26 protein-coding genes and 1 pseudogene are annotated in these 17,887 nt (G+C 53.8%); 23 read left to right on the forward strand and 4 right to left on the reverse strand.

From position 1 onward, the window contains the following. Nucleotide 1: 1 nt before the first annotated feature. Nucleotides 2-1,207 carry a DotH/IcmK family type IV secretion protein gene (locus ACYZTX_RS29735; RefSeq protein WP_462037178.1) on the reverse strand — a complete coding sequence of 402 codons (1,206 nt, stop codon included), beginning with the start codon at nucleotides 1,205-1,207 and terminating at the stop codon, nucleotides 2-4. Nucleotides 1,208-1,215: 8 nt separating this feature from the next. Continuing rightward, the gene (locus tag ACYZTX_RS29740) at nucleotides 1,216-1,962 is read right to left on the reverse strand and encodes a DotI/IcmL family type IV secretion protein (RefSeq protein ID WP_462037179.1); all 747 of its coding nucleotides are present in this window, start codon (nucleotides 1,960-1,962) and stop codon (nucleotides 1,216-1,218) included. Between the two features lie 1,424 nt (nucleotides 1,963-3,386). Here ACYZTX_RS29740 and ACYZTX_RS29745 point away from each other — a divergent pair. The 3 genes from ACYZTX_RS29745 (at nucleotide 3,387) to ACYZTX_RS29755 (ending at nucleotide 5,575) form a co-directional block, all read left to right on the forward strand. Continuing rightward, nucleotides 3,387-4,289 carry a replication initiator protein A gene (locus ACYZTX_RS29745; protein ID WP_462037180.1) on the forward strand — a complete coding sequence of 301 codons (903 nt, stop codon included), beginning with the start codon at nucleotides 3,387-3,389 and terminating at the stop codon, nucleotides 4,287-4,289. A 336-nt stretch (nucleotides 4,290-4,625) separates the two neighbouring features. Then, on the forward strand, nucleotides 4,626-4,919 hold the full coding sequence (locus ACYZTX_RS29750) for a hypothetical protein (protein WP_462037181.1): 294 nt from the start codon (nucleotides 4,626-4,628) through the stop codon (nucleotides 4,917-4,919). A gap of 380 nt (nucleotides 4,920-5,299) precedes the next feature. Beyond that, complete coding sequence (locus ACYZTX_RS29755; protein ID WP_462037182.1) at nucleotides 5,300-5,575, forward strand: hypothetical protein; 276 nt, start codon at nucleotides 5,300-5,302, stop codon at nucleotides 5,573-5,575. Nucleotides 5,576-6,576: 1,001 nt separating this feature from the next. Here ACYZTX_RS29755 and ACYZTX_RS29760 read toward each other — a convergent pair. After that, nucleotides 6,577-7,608, reverse strand: coding sequence for a ParB/RepB/Spo0J family partition protein (locus ACYZTX_RS29760; RefSeq protein ID WP_462037183.1), 1,032 nt, complete (start codon nucleotides 7,606-7,608; stop codon nucleotides 6,577-6,579). 194 nt (nucleotides 7,609-7,802) lie between these two features. After that, nucleotides 7,803-8,933, reverse strand: a complete 1,131-nt coding sequence (locus tag ACYZTX_RS29765) for a ParA family protein (RefSeq protein ID WP_462037184.1) — start codon at nucleotides 8,931-8,933, stop codon at nucleotides 7,803-7,805. A gap of 827 nt (nucleotides 8,934-9,760) precedes the next feature. Between ACYZTX_RS29765 and ACYZTX_RS29770 the strand changes: the two genes are divergently transcribed. The 20 genes and pseudogenes from ACYZTX_RS29770 to ACYZTX_RS29865 all read left to right on the forward strand — a co-directional run bounded on the left by ACYZTX_RS29770 (nucleotide 9,761) and on the right by ACYZTX_RS29865 (nucleotide 17,796). Continuing rightward, nucleotides 9,761-9,994: a hypothetical protein gene (locus tag ACYZTX_RS29770; protein WP_462037185.1), complete on the forward strand. Its 234-nt coding sequence runs from the start codon at nucleotides 9,761-9,763 to the stop codon at nucleotides 9,992-9,994. A gap of 297 nt (nucleotides 9,995-10,291) precedes the next feature. Continuing rightward, a complete protein-coding gene (locus tag ACYZTX_RS29775; protein ID WP_462037186.1) occupies nucleotides 10,292-10,570 on the forward strand; it encodes a hypothetical protein in 279 nt (92 codons plus the stop codon). A 211-nt stretch (nucleotides 10,571-10,781) separates the two neighbouring features. Next, the gene (locus ACYZTX_RS29780) at nucleotides 10,782-11,222 is read left to right on the forward strand and encodes a glyoxalase superfamily protein (protein WP_462037187.1); all 441 of its coding nucleotides are present in this window, start codon (nucleotides 10,782-10,784) and stop codon (nucleotides 11,220-11,222) included. 120 nt (nucleotides 11,223-11,342) lie between these two features. Next, nucleotides 11,343-12,013 (forward strand): annotated as a pseudogene (locus tag ACYZTX_RS29785) (tyrosine-type recombinase/integrase). A gap of 35 nt (nucleotides 12,014-12,048) precedes the next feature. Further along, a complete protein-coding gene (locus ACYZTX_RS29790; protein WP_462037188.1) occupies nucleotides 12,049-12,360 on the forward strand; it encodes a hypothetical protein in 312 nt (103 codons plus the stop codon). A gap of 22 nt (nucleotides 12,361-12,382) precedes the next feature. Beyond that, nucleotides 12,383-12,541: a hypothetical protein gene (locus ACYZTX_RS29795; protein ID WP_462037189.1), complete on the forward strand. Its 159-nt coding sequence runs from the start codon at nucleotides 12,383-12,385 to the stop codon at nucleotides 12,539-12,541. 10 nt (nucleotides 12,542-12,551) lie between these two features. Beyond that, nucleotides 12,552-12,776 (forward strand): hypothetical protein, encoded by a 225-nt coding sequence (locus ACYZTX_RS29800; protein WP_462037190.1) that lies wholly within the window; start codon nucleotides 12,552-12,554, stop codon nucleotides 12,774-12,776. Nucleotides 12,777-12,792: 16 nt separating this feature from the next. Then, complete coding sequence (locus tag ACYZTX_RS29805) at nucleotides 12,793-13,350, forward strand: hypothetical protein (protein WP_462037191.1); 558 nt, start codon at nucleotides 12,793-12,795, stop codon at nucleotides 13,348-13,350. A gap of 172 nt (nucleotides 13,351-13,522) precedes the next feature. Further along, entirely contained in the window at nucleotides 13,523-13,663 is a 141-nt protein-coding gene (locus ACYZTX_RS29810; RefSeq protein ID WP_462037192.1) for a hypothetical protein, read from the forward strand. Nucleotides 13,664-13,769: 106 nt separating this feature from the next. Beyond that, nucleotides 13,770-14,279 (forward strand): hypothetical protein, encoded by a 510-nt coding sequence (locus ACYZTX_RS29815; protein WP_462037193.1) that lies wholly within the window; start codon nucleotides 13,770-13,772, stop codon nucleotides 14,277-14,279. A 10-nt stretch (nucleotides 14,280-14,289) separates the two neighbouring features. After that, a complete protein-coding gene (locus ACYZTX_RS29820) occupies nucleotides 14,290-14,445 on the forward strand; it encodes a hypothetical protein (RefSeq protein ID WP_462037194.1) in 156 nt (51 codons plus the stop codon). Between the two features lie 9 nt (nucleotides 14,446-14,454). Continuing rightward, the gene (locus tag ACYZTX_RS29825; protein WP_462037195.1) at nucleotides 14,455-14,748 is read left to right on the forward strand and encodes a hypothetical protein; all 294 of its coding nucleotides are present in this window, start codon (nucleotides 14,455-14,457) and stop codon (nucleotides 14,746-14,748) included. Beyond that, entirely contained in the window at nucleotides 14,741-15,019 is a 279-nt protein-coding gene (locus tag ACYZTX_RS29830; protein ID WP_462037196.1) for a hypothetical protein, read from the forward strand. Before ACYZTX_RS29825 ends, ACYZTX_RS29830 begins: the two co-directional genes overlap by 8 nt. A gap of 108 nt (nucleotides 15,020-15,127) precedes the next feature. Next, a complete protein-coding gene (locus ACYZTX_RS29835; protein WP_462037197.1) occupies nucleotides 15,128-15,499 on the forward strand; it encodes a hypothetical protein in 372 nt (123 codons plus the stop codon). Nucleotides 15,500-15,515: 16 nt separating this feature from the next. Then, nucleotides 15,516-15,746: a hypothetical protein gene (locus ACYZTX_RS29840; RefSeq protein WP_462037198.1), complete on the forward strand. Its 231-nt coding sequence runs from the start codon at nucleotides 15,516-15,518 to the stop codon at nucleotides 15,744-15,746. 120 nt (nucleotides 15,747-15,866) lie between these two features. Then, complete coding sequence (locus ACYZTX_RS29845) at nucleotides 15,867-16,085, forward strand: hypothetical protein (RefSeq protein ID WP_462037199.1); 219 nt, start codon at nucleotides 15,867-15,869, stop codon at nucleotides 16,083-16,085. A gap of 123 nt (nucleotides 16,086-16,208) precedes the next feature. Beyond that, complete coding sequence (locus ACYZTX_RS29850; RefSeq protein ID WP_462037200.1) at nucleotides 16,209-16,487, forward strand: hypothetical protein; 279 nt, start codon at nucleotides 16,209-16,211, stop codon at nucleotides 16,485-16,487. A 108-nt stretch (nucleotides 16,488-16,595) separates the two neighbouring features. Further along, nucleotides 16,596-16,967, forward strand: coding sequence for a hypothetical protein (locus ACYZTX_RS29855; protein WP_462037201.1), 372 nt, complete (start codon nucleotides 16,596-16,598; stop codon nucleotides 16,965-16,967). A 259-nt stretch (nucleotides 16,968-17,226) separates the two neighbouring features. Then, nucleotides 17,227-17,424, forward strand: coding sequence for a hypothetical protein (locus ACYZTX_RS29860; RefSeq protein ID WP_462037202.1), 198 nt, complete (start codon nucleotides 17,227-17,229; stop codon nucleotides 17,422-17,424). A gap of 90 nt (nucleotides 17,425-17,514) precedes the next feature. Continuing rightward, complete coding sequence (locus ACYZTX_RS29865; RefSeq protein ID WP_462037203.1) at nucleotides 17,515-17,796, forward strand: hypothetical protein; 282 nt, start codon at nucleotides 17,515-17,517, stop codon at nucleotides 17,794-17,796. Nucleotides 17,797-17,887 lie beyond the last annotated feature (91 nt).

Here is a 17,887-nt window from a genome sequence, read left to right on the forward strand (position 1 = left end):
CTCAAAGAATGTCGAGCTGGACGGTCACGGAACGACCCATGTCTGAAAACGTGACGTACGGGGTAATAGGCATGCGGTAAACCCGCGTGCCATTGGCAGCAGAGCTGGTCTGATCAAACGGAGATTTGATGTCGTACGTTGTTCTGACGAAGAGTTCGTTTTCCAACTGCCAAACCTTCGTACCAGCTGGAATTTCGCCATTGGCTTTAATCGCCTTGGCACCAGTCGGTGGCAGTCCATCGAGAAAGGCTTGAAGCGTGTCGTCGTACAACGAGATTTTTCCTGGACCGGTCACGGCGTTTTTGGCGTTTGGCCCTCGGCCAGGCACGCGGACATCGAGCCGGACATCTACAATCCGACTGATCTCCTTGCTGTTCTCCTCGCCGGTTGCGAGCTGAATGACTACAGGAGTGGCTAGCCCTTGAAGGAATACCGTCACCGTCCCAGTTTCGTATTGGCTCAACGCCGAAATCACCACGGCATGGGATGGTTTCAACCATTCCACGTAGAACAACGAATCGTCGGAAATACGCGGTGCGGCCGCTAGCGGCCACGGTGCTCCCGTCGAGTCGATAAAAACCAGCGAGCCAGGTGTGCCCTGCATTAGCCGCGCGATCGGCATCGACGACCCAGGTGATAGGTCGACGGAAATGCTGCTGATCCTCGGCACTGCACGAATCGTCTTAAACGCCTTAGCGTCACGGCTGGCATCAAATTGCTTTCGCAATTCACGGATTTCGCCGGGGGTGAAGGGTGAAACAACCTCCCCCGCTATCGCGCCGGCAGATGGTTGGTTAGGCGGAAATAAGCCCCGTGTACCGTCGTCCTGAGGTCGCTGCGGTTGACCTGGTTGCGCCAGATACTGCGCCTGCGCGCCAGGCTGCACCGGGTAACCTTGAGCGTTCACTGGCACGGGAAAGGCTTGCCCGGGCTGCTGCACCGGATAATTGTTCGGGCCGTAGCTAGTAGGAGGGAATGCGGCTTGGATTTGCTGCTGAGACGACATTGCCTGTTGTTGCGGAACCTGTGTCGAACTAACCCATTCAAGCGATTCCTTCGAACCGGCTTGTTGGGCACCTACCGCTTGAGTTGGCATTGGTGCTTGAGTTGGCACTGGCTGTTGGGCGGGGAAACCCTCAACGGCAAGAACAGAAGGCGAGCCGAAAACTGCCAACAACGCGGAGACAATAACTAAACGATCGAACATGAGCTCACCTATAGCGGCTTGGTGACCAGTTGGGCCGCGCCGATACCTTCAATGGAGTCGAGAGTGTCGATACGCTCAACACGCACCGTCGCAAGGAAGCGTTGGGTCGGCAGTTCGGAGGTCTGCCCCGTCAGCCTGATTTGAATAGGAATTTCGATGGTCCAGAAGTACACGCCGTTTTCGATCCCATCTTTCACCAGCACACCGGTGCCCGCTGTGATCGACATATTCATGCGCTTCTGCCGCACGAGCTCGAGGATTCCAGCGTTCTGCAACGCGTCGATGTATGACTTAAACCCCAGGCGGGTGTATCGAGGTCGGTTATCTTCCAGATCCTGGCGATAGTTTTCGAAGTCCATGGTGAAGGAACGCGTGAGCGTGTCCTTAGCGAACTGAATCACGTCACCGGGTTTACGGTAGGGTTGCGACATGGGGATCATTGGGAAAATCCGGCCATTGTCACTTGCAAAATACTCACGCAGGGGATGCACGGCGAACCAGGTGGTTACGCAGAGGAGGCCTAACACAACCAGGAGCGCTGTGCCGAGGATGTAATTCATCTTCACTGCTGACACGGCGATGAAGGAGATCTTCTTCCGCTCCTTTTGAACACGTTCAGCAGGCTCAATTGCATCGCTGGTCTGTTTAACCTGCGAAACCACCTCGGATATGATCTGATTCATCAGTTCACGGTTTTCCAAGGCGAAAGAGCTGGATAATTGGGATCCAGCCCCTAGTGGTGTGTCGTTGCTCATGGCGGATTCGCCTCCTCGCTTTTCCGTATTATATACACGATGCGAAAAGGAACAAGGGACGAGTACTAGTGCTTTCAGCGCTATACGCCACTATCCGGCAAGTGGTGTCAGCTTTTGTTAGTTTCCATGGTGGATAGATTACAGAAAGCGGTGTGCGATTTACGCTGCCCGGCATGGCACGTATAACGCCGACAAAACGGGGCTCATTTCGTATATCGCCGACATTTTTTGATGATTGAACAGTGTCGAAAGCCCGTAATTACGCCGCAAAGCTGGCGTTTTCATCCAGAACGGCCAGTTACGCCCCTTTCGAGCTCGACACGTATAACGCCGACGCCCTAGGGATATCACCGACAACTGTGGATAACTCGATGTCTCACACGTATAACGCCGACAGAGGCGACCGTCTATCACCGACATTTACACGTATAACACCGACAGGCATTTCGTCTTTTACCGACATTCATGTTTCCAGAACCCTTTAGATTCAATGGCTTCAGAGCAATTGTTAAAGGGTTAACACGCGCGCGCGGTTTTTACCTGTCTTAACCAATCTTTAAGCTTCTAACCCGTTATCAACAACCTCGGATGAATTTCCTGAAGATCACGATGCATCCGGAATCCCGCTCAGACTTCTCGCTATGGAGCATTCCAGGAAACGAATGCGGCCAGGGCCAGGATCAACGGCCCGCGGCGTCAGTTAGATTTGAAAAGCGTAATCAGGAAGAGCAGTACGCAGTGGCCGGCAGGCTGTCGGTGTTCTACGTCTACAGAGAAACGCGTAGAAAGATGCTTCCGTTTTGTGCACCAGAGCCAAGCCACCATTCCAACTGATCACCGTCTATCCGTACCTGGCAATCACCTCACGCCTTCCGTGATGAGCCTTTCGCTTTAAGGATGAGATGAGGGCCAACACCGGCCGCCGGCGGCGGCCACACCCATCCCCCCGCCCTTCCCTCCAGGAAGGGAGCGAGTCGGCCTCTGACCCCAACGGCCATGGGGGAGAAGCAACCCCATGACCGCCGGGGGAGCCTTGATCACCAGCCACCTGGTAAAGGGACCGCTGCGCTTCAGTCCTCACCCGTTCGGTGCTCGCCTGCAAGCAGGCTGCGCGCCGCGTGCGGCTTCCGGGCTGCCCTTGACCAGGCAGAGCGGCTAGATGAGGACTGATTATGCGAAGTGAGGGAGTATCTACGTAATTACGTGTTTACGTATCTACGTAATCTGAGTAACATGCGCGTCAGAAACGACGAAGCCCGAGTGGCGGCTACCGACTCGGGCTTCTACCCGACAGAGTCCGTCTAGGAGCACTTTTGGGTTTCAGCATGTTACGTTTCGATTTGATGGTCAGCAAGTGAAGTGGTGACCGGAATTTATCTGATGGTGGTGTTTTTGCTACCAGCAGCCTTGCGGGGGGAATGAGCGTGAGCTCGAACGACGACCTTAAACCATTTGAACAAGCCGATCTTTTTCACGCCAATCTCATGGAATGGCCGGTAAAGGACGATTTGGCCAGTATGGAATTCCCTATTTTTTCCCTGTCGAAGAAACACGACACGGAGATCCGGGAGTACGAAAACCCCACCACCAAGAAGCGAATCCGGATAACACCCTCTGTTGTCGGAGCTGCAACGGTTTTCGATAAGGATCTTCTGCTTTTCATCGGTTCTCAATTGATCGAAGGGCGGAAATTGGGTCAACCTCTTGCTCGAAAAGTAAAGGTGGACATCTATCGTTTCTTGACCGGTACATGCCGATCACCAGGTGGAAACTCCTATTACCTGGTCGTCGATATGCTCCGTCGTCTCAAAGGTACGAACCTCGAAACGAACATCGTCACGGGTGGTGTCGAACAGGTCAAAGGCTTCGGTTTTATCGATGACTATGAAATTGAGCGGACTACTGCGAACGGCAAGGGGGCACTGGAAGTCAGCGTCACGATTTCCGAATGGCTTTTCAACGCTCTGATCCACTTTGAAGTTCTCACCATCGATCGGCGGTACTTCGGACTGGGCCAAGCGCTTGAACGGCGTCTCTACGAGTTGGCCAGAAAGCACGCTGGTAAAAAGGTTTTTTGGAAGTGTGACATCGAAATTCTCCGGCAAAAGTCAGGCTCCAGCCAGGATCTTCGGCGTTTCCGCTCCGAAATCAGGAGCATCATCAAGCGTGACTCATTGCCGGATTATCGAATTGCTTTGGATAAGAGCAACAAGGTGCAAAGGGTCGTTTTCTATACCCGTAATAACAAGGCGCTCTCGGAAGAGCTGAGCAACATGGTTGACGGTTACGCGTGGTACGAAAAACTGGAAAAAACTATCCCTGTTTAGCTTCCAGGTGTATATCGCCGACATTTCCCATGCGCCCCCCCTCCTCTCCCAGGATCGCCTACCCGGCTAATCGCCGGCTTGGTGTAGGCCTTTTGCCGCTTCAGCGCAGGTCTGTGAAATACGCAAAAAAACGATTCGCTGGGGGCTCAGGGAGGAGCTCTCACGCTGTGTTTCGCGGCACGTATATCGCCGACAAACTCAAACTACTTATTACGTATGTAAGTATTTACGTAAGTACATAATATGACTATACTCCGCATGCCACGTCCAAAACACAGCAAGCTACTGGCGGCTACCAGTGCTCGCAGTGCCGAGAAACCGTCTAGGAGCATCGCGATGATTTTTGCGCCAAAACCCCCGGATCCTGATGTGATAAACCAGGTTGAATCCGAAATCCGTCGCTTGAAAGACGCCCAGCAGATGATGTTGGACGCTAACGAAGCCGTAGTCAGAGATGACGAGAAGACACTTCTATGTATGGGTTTTGAGGAAGATCACATCGCTGATCTACTCAAGCGCAAGGAGTCTGGTAGGTCCGCATTTCCTGACTATGCCATTCGTAACAATCGAGAAGCTATCGACCATCTCCAAGGGCTTCTTGAAAAAGCGAAGCGCGGGATTGCTATATAAAAACTCATTGTGTGCATGTGGTGCTACTTATGCTTAGAGAATATGACGTCCTCTATGTGGACATGACCGCTATGACGCCCTCTCCAGAGGAAGCTCGAATTCAGGTCCAAGTCGAGAACCTTACCGAAAATCAAATCGAGGAACGACTTCTTGATCAGACACGCAGGGAGCTGTCACAGAAACTCAAGACCGACCCTAGGCATGTCGCAATTCACGGTTTCACCTTGATTTCCACGCGTTCAGCTATTACATTTACGTAAATACGTACATAATTATTTATGTACAGGTTTGATCAACTCGCTAGCATGTCTGCGCAAGAAATCAACGAAGGCCTTCCGGGAAATTGCGGATACTAATGCGTTTTAAGACAAGGTAATGATATGAAAGACAGCACATCCGCGGGCCGAGCGTTAGCTAATTCTGTTCTTAGCGAGCACTTATCTGGATCTAGTGAGACTCCGGGAGTATCGGTCCATGAAAAGCAGAACAAAACGATCAGAATCAGAAAGACCTACAATTCGCGCCTGGCCGATGAGGCTTTCGCAAGGTCAAAAAAGGAAGGGAAGAAAGTAAATGAGTCGGACATCATTGATGAAGCGTTAGAAGCCTATTTCTTAAAGGCAGACCGTACATCAAAGAACAGTTCAGGTCGTTAAATTACAACCTTCATTCAGAACCGCCTTCGGGCGGTTTTTTACGTCTGCGGCTTGTAGAATCTAGGGTTAATCATTCTGTCCCCCCTCCCCTCTTTCAGTCGCGCGTTACGATGTTTAGCAACAGCACCCTAAAGGTGGTTACTTGCTTCGCTGCCCTTCTCTTCAGCTCGACTGCACTTTGATACTGGCGCCGTCGGTGTATCGAGCTGCGACTGAGCCTTGACGTTGCTCAACCCTACCACTCCGGTCGGACGCGGATTTGCTTGCCAACTCCTCATCCTCTCTTGGATGCGTTTCACCGGCCATCGCCGGCCACGTCGTGCCGATCGGCACCGGCCTCGATCACCTGCAGTAGGGGTTGCGCGCCGCCGGCATCGAGCGGCTGACCAGGTGCTGGCCCGGGCGCGTCGACCGACGTGCACCAGGTGCGCGATCAGCCGCGGGAAAGAACAGGGCAGGGCACGGCCACCCGGCGGTGGCCACCGGCGCCGCCGGCACCTGCAGGAGCACCGGATCACCCACGAACCCCACCGCCTGCACGGGGATCCCCTGGCCCATCCCCTAACACAGCCCGTGGATTTGTGGATGACGGCCAACACCGGCCGCCGCCGGCGGCCACACCCATCCCCCCGCCCTTCCCTACAGGAAGGGAGCGAGTCGGCCTCTGACCCCAACGGCCATGGGGGAGAAGCAACCCCATGACCGCCGGGGGAGCCTTGATCACCAGCCACCTGGTAAAGGGACCGCTGCGCTTCAGTCCTCACCCGTTCGGTGCTCGCCTGCAAGCAGGCTGCGCGCCGCCTGCGGCTTCCGGGCCGACCCTTGACCAGATTTGGTATACAGCAGCAGGTGATTATGGTCTGTGAGAGTGCTCGTAAGTGAGGAGCTAAGAGGGATGGGGGATATAGCGAAGGAATGCGGGAGGCGGAAAAGAAAGACCCTGCACGAATGGCAGGGTCTATTAAAGGGTTAAATCGACTAGCAGTGATTAAGTCAGATGATTAATCAGTCTTTAATTCTTCCCGGTTAAGCGTTTTTAGAAATACCTCGAATTGCTCACCGAGCCGTTGAGCATTCAAATCTTTTTCGCAACGAAATTCCATTTTTTTTCCGTCAACCCTCAGCGTTCCGAAACCAGCAACCTTTTTATCAATTAGCCTGGTGGAAGATGAAGGGTTTCTTGAGGCGATTTCTTTGGCAATCCAGCGTAGAGCTTGCTCTTGGCTGATCTGTTCGTTTCGAATGAGCAATATTGCATTTTTAGTAAGCTCTGGTTCTTCTTTCGAATAGTCTACAAACCCCTTTGCTGCGGTTCCTCCTACCAGTCCAGGGTTCACATCCAAAATATCAAGAATCTCTTCTGGAAACTCTGTCAGCAGCAGGCATCTGCTGACGATTGAAACATTCACACCTAAGCGGCGGGACAGGGCGCGCATACTTGGCTCTTCCTTCGAGCTCAATATTTTTTTGTAGCCTCGGCCACGCTCGTATTCTGTAAGTGGTTCCTGACCTTCGTTATCGGTCAATGCAAGAACCATCGCCATTGCGTCTGTAAGGTGGCGCGATTGCGCCATTATTTTTTGCTTTCCGAGAAGTTTATGTGCCCTCCAGCGGCGTTCTCCTCCAACGAGCTCAAACCACCCATCCGCAAGAGGACGGACAAGGATTGGTTTTACCAAGCCAACTGTCTGTATTGAGTTTGCCAGTTCTTCAATTTCTGACTCTGAGAAGACGATCCGAGGTTGGAAGGGGGATTTTTTTAGCTTGGCCACATCGACCGATATGAATTCTCCGAACTCGGACTCTTCATTTTTTTCGAATTCGCCTACAGCAGCGGGGGAGGGTTTGGTAGGGCTCTCATCCTTGGTGCCGCCCTCGGCCAACGCGTTGGCAGTGCGCTGGTTTTCAAGCATCTGGCTAACTGAAATGCCAACGTTGGGCTCTGGTGCCGGGTCGTTTCTACGCAGACCTCTAATCTGACTTGTTGGTGCATCCGGTTTTGGTGCCCCGGGAAAATCTTGTGACTTAGCCAATTTTTTTCTCCTTCCAGTCCGCCGTCCTTGACGGCAAGGATTGGCAGCTGCGTGTTCGGCGTTTGGATAAAGTGAACTGTTGCGTCACGCAACACTAGTTATTCGTATTGCGTCACCTGTTGCGTCACGCAACACCCCTAAGCCCTGTCTTTGACGCCGTGTTGCGTCACGCAACACTGGGCGAGGCCGCAAGGTTAAGAAACCAATTCCTTGATTCTGTTGAGTGTTTCACCAAAAACGCTACGCATTGCGTCTATCGTTTTGTTTGTGGCGTTTTTCCAAACAATCAACGGAATGCCCAGATCCAGAGCTTTACCGTAGTCCTCAGAGTAATAGAGTTTCTCTTCAGTAACGCGTCCAGGGAAAAGATCATTCAGCACCATCAGATTGCCCATAATGCGTTTTCGATTTCGAATGAACATGGTCGGAACGGCCAAAACCCCAGGGGAGCGCCGGTATGCTTTCGCAAAACGAACCATCCAGTCGTTGAGTCGATTTAGTGCTCGAAACGAAAATTTGTCCATCCGCACCGGGCAAATAACAAAGTCACTTGCAACAATAGAATTTTTGGTCAGCCGTGATGCTGTCGGTGCGTTATCAAAAATAATGACGTCGTAACAGGAAAGGTCCAGTCCAGGTATTTCGCCATTTGTCGCTCGCTCAAGCCAGCTGGCATACCAAAAATCACTGTTATTTTCCGCATCGAGTGCAACTGCCAAATCATCCAGATACGCATCAGCAGGGATGAGGTGCGGGCCATTTTCCCCGAATGGTTTTTTGACAATTTGATCGAATGATTTCACGTCAAAGCAGCGAACCCGTAGATCTGGGCTAAGGAGATTACCCAAGTGCCCACTGACATACCGATCGGCAGGTATTTTCATCGCTTCAAGATCGTCTAATTCGAGGTCTGGGTCGTACCCGAACACACTTGATGTGTCACCTTGTGGGTCGTTGTCAATGACCAGTGTTCTGAGCCCGCCGAACTGAGCGTACATCGCAAAGTTCACTGTGTATGTCGTTTTACCCGTTCCGCCTTTTTGTACAAAAGTGGCGAGCCTAACCTGGCGAGGAAGCCCCTTTGTGTAGCCCTTCGCTCGCCGCACAGCAGCGATATCAAAGATGTCACTCAGGATGTAGGCACGAGAAGTGCCTGTCCCGCGTGGTATCCGGCGAATTTCGATGCCGTTTTCTTCCTCAATATCCTTTAGGCGGCGCGTTGTGAGCCCCAAGCAGTCTGCTGCAAATTGCGGTGAGTAGAGGAGGGTGGTGAAGTCAGTGAAATTTATGACGTCTTCTTCGAATGAGTCCAAAGGTGATTGCATGTGAAAAACCTTTCTAATGTGTGGTTCACGAATATTAATAGGTTGTTCGCCACAATCAAGCTAAAAACCTGTTTCTAGCTGTTTTTTTTGCTTTTACCTGAATTATTTGAATCACATACCTTCGTTGCTTCGCTATTTACTGCGTTTTATGCCGAATATACTGAACTGGATAGATCGTTGCTATCAGCTCACTTCGCATTGTTTAAGGGGTTGTCGGTGAAAGACGTTCCAGGGTGCTGTGCCGGTTTTTCCCGCAATTGAGAGGCTCTTGAAGCGCTGTCGGTGATGTACGAGTTGTTTTATATGGAAGGCTTGGCCGGTAAAGACTTCGTCTTGTATGTCGGTGGGTTGAGCTTCGGGATGGACCAAGACGAAGCCTTGTAGACATTTTTTTGCGTGCACATGTACGTATGTACGTAATGCGTGCAAGGTGTCGATATCGGCTGATATCGCCGGCTTAAGAGCCCATTGAGGAGAAAAAATGCCGCAAGCACGCGTAGAACTCGCCCATATGCCACTTCTGAAATTCGTCACCTTCCGCTCTGGAGGCTGCCTGAGCTCCCCGTATGGCGGCTTGCTGCGGCAGTAACCAGTTGCCCAAATGGACTTCAAGACGGGTCTTTACAAAATGTTGAAGAGTCGCAAGCTGCCAACGTAAACCCGTGCAAGTCTGTGCCTAGACTGTTTAATGTCGGTGATATACGTGCTACAGCTTTCAGGCATTGCTGTTGAAGAGCCGTAGATAACTCAACTGCTCCGTAGGCCTCGCTTTATGTGGTCCATTGGGCCGAGCGGGCTGTCTACCAGCGACTGGCGGGAGGCGAGCAATGAACCCGTTCGACCCATTGAATCTACCCGCAGCGGTTCAGACCCAGGCGACCAAGCTGCTCGCCATCCAGGGGGCACGCAGCGTAATCGATCTACAGCGTGCTGCCGATCGCGCCGAAGGCTTCGGCTTGGGCATTGAGACGCTACGCGCTTTAAACCAGGCCAGCATCGAGGCGCTGTATTTAGCGTTTGACCACGCGGCAACAGCGCGCCAGATGGAATTGGAGTTGTAATAGCTGCCCCGGAAAAGCTGTCTCCGCCGTCGCTCCGAACAGGGGCCTGCCCCTGCGGCCTGCGGCCTACCCCGCTCGCTGCACCCTTGTACCTGCCGGGACCATTCCTCTTGCAGTGCTGCCCGTGGTGGGACCGCGCACGCTCCCGCGAAAGACCGCGCACTAAAAGCGGGGTTGAACAGGGCGCGGGGTGAGATTTTCGGCGACTGGTCGACCGCGCACGCGGGCGACACCGTGGCGAATTTTCCGTGACTTCCGGGCGTGTGCTTTTTCCGGGCTTCTGGAGGCGTACTAAGCTTGAATATTCCCCCTATCAAGGTCGAGGACACCGGCATGACCATGATTGATGCAGACAAGCTCAAACCCGCGCTGGAAGCCTGGCGAAAGGCCGGAGCGGCAGTGGCCCAAGCGGTGGATGACGCTGCCGAAGCCACCAGGCGCGGCGACTTGGCGCTGGCCGACAAGCTGGGCAAGCAGACACAGTATCTGGCCGGGGACCGTGACGAGGCCGCCGAGGAAGTAGTGCTGCAGCTCGAAGCGCTGATCGCCCAGGCGCTGCCGCGTACTGGCCCATAGTAGCCAACCTGCGTCCTGCGATTTTCCGTGATCTTTGGACTTGATAATCACAGATGGCTGAAATAGCCTTGGGGTAAGGCCACTTGTTGCCTGCCCCCTCCGCCAAAATGGCATGGTGAAAACAAGGCGTTCCACTACGTGAATGGTCTTGGCCAGCACGTCGCAACGGAGGGACCGACACCGCCGTGAGCTGGCTTACCGAGATCTTTCCATGCAAACCATCGAAACAATGAAGGCTGACGCCAAACGTCTGCGTAGCTTCTTCAATTCTATAGACATCCCCATCACTGCCTCCCAATCCCTTGAAGCGGTCGCTGTTCAGCGACAGTTCAAGAACTGGAACACTGCTGTCGCGATGAGTGGCAAGGACAATAATTTTCCGGAGTGGCCGCCTGCTGCCGTCGAAAACCTGACCCGGCTAGGCCTCAATACGATCAATTCGTTATGGGCCGCTACTACCGTGTGCGTGACAGCAGACATGACGCCAGACACTGTTCGGGCGGAAGTAGAGGACTGCTTGCGCAATGAGCCTAAATCCATCCGGCTGCGTCTGGATGCTGCTGCGAGTGGCACACAGCTACGAGAGGCGCGGATGATCGCTGCCGAAGTGGAATCTAGGGGTGTGCATGTTGAGGTGGATTGCCCACTGTAAAACCCCAACCAATTTTCCGTGAACCCTACAGCGGGCTTGCCTGTAAGCTATTCAGGAGGCCCGCTGGCCACTCTCTCCAGATTCAGCGCGATTCCCGCGCAATCCTGACAGAGAGCCCGTATGACTCCCCGCCGTGCTACTTCGCTACGCCCTGGACAATTCAAACACCTGATTCGCGTTGCATCCGTCACTGGCCGTCTACCAGAGCGCGATGTGATGTTGTTGTGGCTGACTCACACGACCGGTATCCGCGTCACCGAGCTGGCTTTGCTGGAGGTGGCCGACGTGCTGTATCCCAGCGGAGCCATCAAGCCCGAGGTGTATTTGCGTGCAGATATCACCAAGGGCTGTCGACCGCGCAACGTGTACCTGACGCATGCACGGTGCCTTGCTGCGCTCGATGCGTGGTTGGGGGTGCGATCCCGGCCCCGCTGGGGGCTTTCCGGTGCAGATGAGTACCGAGGGTTGCGCCCAGGTTCAAAGCTGGTCATGACGCACAAGGGCAAGCCTTTGAACTGGCGTTCAAACACCGCCAGTTGGACAGTGGGCCAGAGGTGTACCGAGCCTGTGACTCGCTGCAACAGACGATCAGCAGGCTCTACCGGCAGGCCGGTATCAAGCAGGGTTCGTCATACAGTGGCAGGTGCTCACTGGCGGCCAAGGTGTTGGCCGCTACTGGCGACGTAGAGACAGTACAGACCATCCTCGGGCACGCCTGCCTCGATCACAGCAAGCCATATATGTCGGTCAAACAAGAAACCATTCGACTGGCTTTCGAGGTGGCTTTATAGTTCCGTTAATTGGTACGTTTGGAGTGTGTATTTCAGTGTTTGAGGTGAATGAAAACGGAGTACCCCAGTACCCCAAGGGGCATGCTGGTCGCCTTTTGGTGACACTGGCAGCTATTGATCGCCTGGAGCGTGCGACCGCATCCAGCGTTGCGGCGTTGACCGGGCTCAGCAAGGGCAAAATTGACGACTACGTGCAGGCGCTGAATGCCGAATTTGGCACCTTAATCGTCAAGGACGGCCCGGAATATAGAGTCGAATCATGGGGTGAAATATTAAAGCGGAATGGCGTTAAAAAGGCTTTGACAGTTCCGTTTAACGGAACTAAAATTGATTCTATCGAAGGGTAAAGCACCTATAGGGTAGTCTGCAATGCGCACTTTTACCGGCACCATCAAAACAGACGTACAAGGCTCCGAAGTCGAGTTTGAATTCGAAGTTGAAGACGATGCCACTCAGGAGCAAATCGACGAGGAAGCGAAACAAGCAGCCTTCGATTGCGTCCAGTGGTCTTTCGACGAAGTGAAGTAGGAATTGACAGATGAGTACCGCACCTAAACCGACCATTTACAGCCAAAAGCTGACCGCTCACCAGAATGCGGTTTTGGCAAAATTTGAAAACATGACCGGTCAGCCGCCTATTGGGCTTGAAGAATTTGAAACGGGTGAATTGACCGCCCGTGAATTGTGGCAACAGCAGGTCGCTTGGGTCGAAGGCATCTATTCCGACGTTATCAATTTTACGTTCCTGTCCGACGACGACTGACCATAGGAAAAGGCCAATGATCGCCCATGCACGCAAGACCTCTACAGACACTGCTCAGCCTGTAAAGCCGGCAACAACGCTGAACACCGCCCAGCGCAACCAACTGATTACCCGAGCAGTCCTTGAGGCTATCTCCGCTGGCAATGGGGAGTGGAGAAGCGGAATCGTCGAAGCAGTGCGAGCCCTGAACGTCACCAAGTCAACTGACGGTCTGAAAGTCCGCAACTGCCTTCAATCTTTAATCGACAAGGGTGTTGTGTACCGCGTTTGGTTCACCAGCGACGGTGAGCTCTACGATTTGACTGCAAACAAGGTGGACCCTGTTGCTCCAGCGGGCGGCTTCACCATTTTGGATGGCTTGTATCGTGGTCAGTTGGTGAATCTCATCTGTGCCGCCCAGTGTGCCGTCCTCGATGATGACGAGAAATTGCCTGAGTCAGTTACCTGCAAGATCACCGGCATTCAAGTTTTCTTGAAAGTCGAGAATCGTCAGTTTGTTGTGGCACTAAAAGACGGAACGAATGTTACCGAGCTGTTCAACACGGCACTGGATAAGGCTGTCGGGATGGCGTGAAGAGGTGACAAGGCAATTTCTCGCATACGAGAAAACAAACCAGCCCTGCCGTCAAACGCGGGGCTAAGGACGTAGAAGGAGGGCACTTTTCCTTCGACCAAAAAAAGAGCGCCAAGGTCTTCGACCACCTTGGCGCTCATAACACACCGAAACCCCGCAAAAGGTATCCGCTATGTCAGGCACAGAGTATACCCGCATCCTTGAGACGCCGCTGTCCGATATTCGCAAGATGGGCATCTGGGCGTTTGCCCGCTACTTCGAAGCCAGCAGCCCGCTGCAGCGTCAGATGATTCTGCAAGCGTTGGTCCGCTAGTCATTATCACATGCCAGGAAAGCCGATAAGCCCCGCCGTCAAACGCGGGGCCGAGGCCGTAGAAGGACGCGGATTTCGCGTCCGCGAAACTGAGGTGGTAATAACGATGGATCGCGAAAAGCCAGATTATCAAGAGGTGTTCTCCCGCGTACTCCTGCCGTCTGTGTGGGAGGAGCGCGCCACGACAATGTTCGCCGGGTTCCAAGATCGACTGCCTGTATTTGGTCAGTACGTGCGGACTGGGCCGGGCCCTGCACCACTGGTCAACCAGATTGGTTACGTCGTGCAGATCCGTCGCCGTCAGGGCATTTTCGGGTCTGACATCTACCTTCTGCGCCACTGCAACGGCGAGCTGGTACAGCACTCCAACAACATGTACTTGCCATTGACCCCCGAAGAAATCGAAGCGGTGCTGCCGTGTTTTGGCGATGTGAAACCGACCGCGGAGGGTGTAAACCCGGTCTACGGCATAGGTGACCCGAGCACTCGCAGTGCAGGCTTTATCATCGAACCACCAGAAGGTTTTGAGACTCGCGGCGGCGAAGGCGCCCGCATGCGAATGACCACCATCGGCGCCGATGGGAGCAAGACCCTCACTGATACCGTTTTTCTCTAGGAAACGAAGCATGAAAATTTTGATGGTTATTGCGGTACTACTGCTCGTGGTTGGCATCGTCAAAAGTGACGTGATCTTGGGTGTGCTAGCGGTTAGTTCGTTGCTTTTCGCAGGTGCCTCAATGCTCGACGTTCGCAGCCTCCCCCAGCAACCCGCTGCGGCGTAGGAAACTGCGATGATTCCAACACCACGGCAAGAACGCATGCTGTTTGGCGATGAGGCCGACGCTCACGCCTTTTGGAAAGACAAAGTATGGAAGACTTTCGCCGTGGATCTGATCGAGCACCAGGGCAAGAAACAGAAGGTGATCCACACCATGTACGTGCGGGCAAGAACTGGTTCCGCTGCCGCAATTTGTGCAAAAGAGAACGACAGGCAGCGTAAGCCTAAGCCTCGCTACGTTGCTCGCCTTGCTGGCCCTCGCGAGTTGGGCTGCACACCATCGATTCCGAGGAACAATCATGGCTGATGGGACTGCTGATGTAATTGATGTTCGCTCCGCCTCGACGTGCGTTTGCGACGATGAATGCGACTGCCCGGCTCATGACAGCCTGACGTTCACCGTCAATGGCCTAAACGGCTTTGGCGGGGGCGATCTGGTGATGGACAAAGGAGGTAGTGTGTTCTTTGCCTGCAAATTCTTGGCATGGGAATTCAACGCTTCAGACAGTTACGACGCTGCCGACAAGATCAAAGCGTTCTTCGGCGGTTTCAAGCACATCGCGGTGCGTTGCTTTTGACCAACGCCTGAATCAACGGAAAATCGCGCCGTACACCACAGCCCGCTATGCGGGCTAAGTCAGTAGGAGAGGGGCACTTTCGGCCCTCGGGATTGAGCAGGAAAACACATGAAGTCCAAGTTTTTGTTTTTGCTTTTCACTGTTGCTTTGGGGGCTCAGGCAGAGATAAAGCCAGGTTCACCAGAAGCAGCCCAGGCGATGGCCATTCCGTATCTGACCAATCGGTTTATCGTCATAGCCCCACCAGAAGTTAAAGGCGACGAAGCCACGGTAAAGGCGCTGTTCATGGGACAGGAATGCACCCTCAATATGGTTCGAGCTCCAAGCTCGCAAAACGAGTACGGTTGGTCGGTTTACGGATCGGTTTGCGGAGCAAGAACCGCTGCGGAGCAAGAAAAGTGGATGGACGACCTCAATGCCAGCAGTTCGTCGATCCATAAATCGGGCGTGAAACTGACCGGCCCAAGCACGAACAACTGAATCAACGGAAATTCCCATGAAGACCGGTATGAAAATTTCAGAGTTACAGGCTTGGCTTGAGGAACAAAAGGCGTTGCATGGCGACATTGGCGTTGTCTGCATGACCGCGTTCGGCAGCGTTGCGGAGGGGGAAGCGCTTACCAGTGACGAACTCGTTGTGATCACGCCCGGCATGCTTGGCCTGCTCCGCGATGGCCTGGACGAAGACACGAAAGTCATAGCAATCGGTTACGGCAGCGACTTCTAGGAATCTCAGCAGGAACACTGATTCTCGCATGCGAGAAACACCCCAAGCCTCGCCTAGTGCGGGGCTGGGTCAGTAGAAGCGTACAGGGATGGCCTGGACGCTATGAAGGAACGACTCACCATGAAAGTCCGTATCACTCTTGTTGCATCTGCTCTGGCCCTGTTGTCGCTCACTGGCTGCGCATCCCAAGCTCAGATCGATGAGCAGAACAAGCAGCTCGCAACCATGACGCTTGTGCTGACGCAGATTCAGGCAAATCAGTTGAAGTCGATGGAGTTCCAGAAGGCTCAACTCACGTACCAACAGCAGCAGCTCAACCACGATTTGCAGCAGAAGTAACCCACAAGCCCTGCTACGTGCGGGGCCTGTCGGGAGTCGATTCAGCGAGTCGGTTGCCGACAGTCACAGACACAATGGAAAATCACGCCGATCTGCAAAACCCGAATGGCAGGAGTCAAGAAGATGCAGCAGCAAAAAGTGTTTTTTAACGCAGCCGGTCCCGTGCTGGGTGAAGCAAACCGCAATCCGACTGAGTTGAACATTGCGCGAGGTCTGGTTGCCGCGACGGAAGAATTCAAACGTGGCTGCTCACAGGAGGGCAGTCATGGCGAGCCGTGGGCATGTCAGGCATGCACCGAGGCTTACCTCGAAGCGGTGCGCAAGCTGATCCTTGATCCACCCGAATTCAAGATACAGGGGGCCAAAGCGACTTCCATCCTGGACCCCAGCGACCGAAGCTAAATGTTCAAGGAATTGCAGCCCAGGTACATCACAGCCCCTTGATTGGGGCTAAGCCCGTACGAGAGACACGTTTTTCGCGTCGCGCTCATACACTGAAAAAGGACAGCCATGTCATCTGAAAGTACGCCGGATCGTGAACTTTTCGAGGCTTTTGCAGCCGACCGCCGCCTATTGAGTGTTCGCAATCTCAGACAGCAGCACACAGAGCCAATGAGGTTTCTTCGCGGGCAGGTCAATTGCTTTAGGGAGGGGGAGCGAGAGCTTACACCTGCGGGTGTGACGGTCTTGCGTGAATCTGTTCTGCGCATGTTGCAGCTTCAGCATTCAATGATCGAGGCCTGCGCAACTATTCCCGCTGAGTACAGCGCTGTCAAAACACGAATATTGGCTGACTTTGATACTCAGCAGCCGGTTGTCTATCTGACACAAGTGAACGAATGGCTGCGGTTGGTCGAGGGCGTCCCACTCGTTTCGCCATAAGTGGGGAAAACCGTGATCTTCAACGTACGTACAAAGCAAATCGAAATCAGGGCCGCAAAGCGTTTCCGCCTGCTACCTGGCGGCGACTTCTCTGTACCTGGTCATGCGCTAATGAACTGGCTGGGTTTGATGATTTTTATCAAGCCTGCCCCACCTAGGCTGGACGCATAGGAAAATCCGCTGCACTCACAAGCCCGCCGCCGTGCGGGCTTTGGCAGTACCAGGGTACGGTCGTCGTGCCGAAAATGGAGTCGCGCAAATGAAGAAAATAGAGGATTTGTCTGTTACCGAATGGCTCGCCAAAGTTCAGGCAGGGCATGAAGAAGCTGTAACTATCACCCTTCACCCGAACGGCTCGGGCTCTATTCAGGAAGGTCAAGGCAAGCCAGCATATTTTCACGCTCCTGCGGATGCACTTCACTGGCTCGGTGGGCCTGAAACCGAAGTACAGATCTAGATACGAAAGGAGCATGCACACCACCGGCCCGAAAGGGCCTTTTGCAGTAACAGGGCGCGGCTTTCGCGTCCGCTGATCGAGGGAATGCCCATGGTTGAAGTAACCCGCGTAGACGACTTAGCCGCCTTTGCGACTGTGGATGAACTCCGCGAGCTTTTAGCGGGCATTCCAGGCACTGCCCAAGTCAGCATTGACGCGCTACCGGAAGGGTCGCAATTCGATTCGCTGGTTCTGCTAACGGCTCTCGACAACGGCGACTTGCGCCCAGAGTGTGTACTGCCGTCTGCGCTTCATCGGATCACCCAGGTGTCCATTTGCGAAGCTAGTGGCATTTTGGGGCAGTTGATCAAGCGGCACTTGCCCTCGCATTGAGTAGGAAAATCCGCTGCACTCGCAAGCCCGCCCAGTGCGGGCTAAGCCCGTAGGAGAGGCGCGGTTTTCGCGCCCAGGATCGAGCAGGGAG

It is taken from the genome of Pseudomonas sp. MDT1-17 (assembly GCF_054898105.1).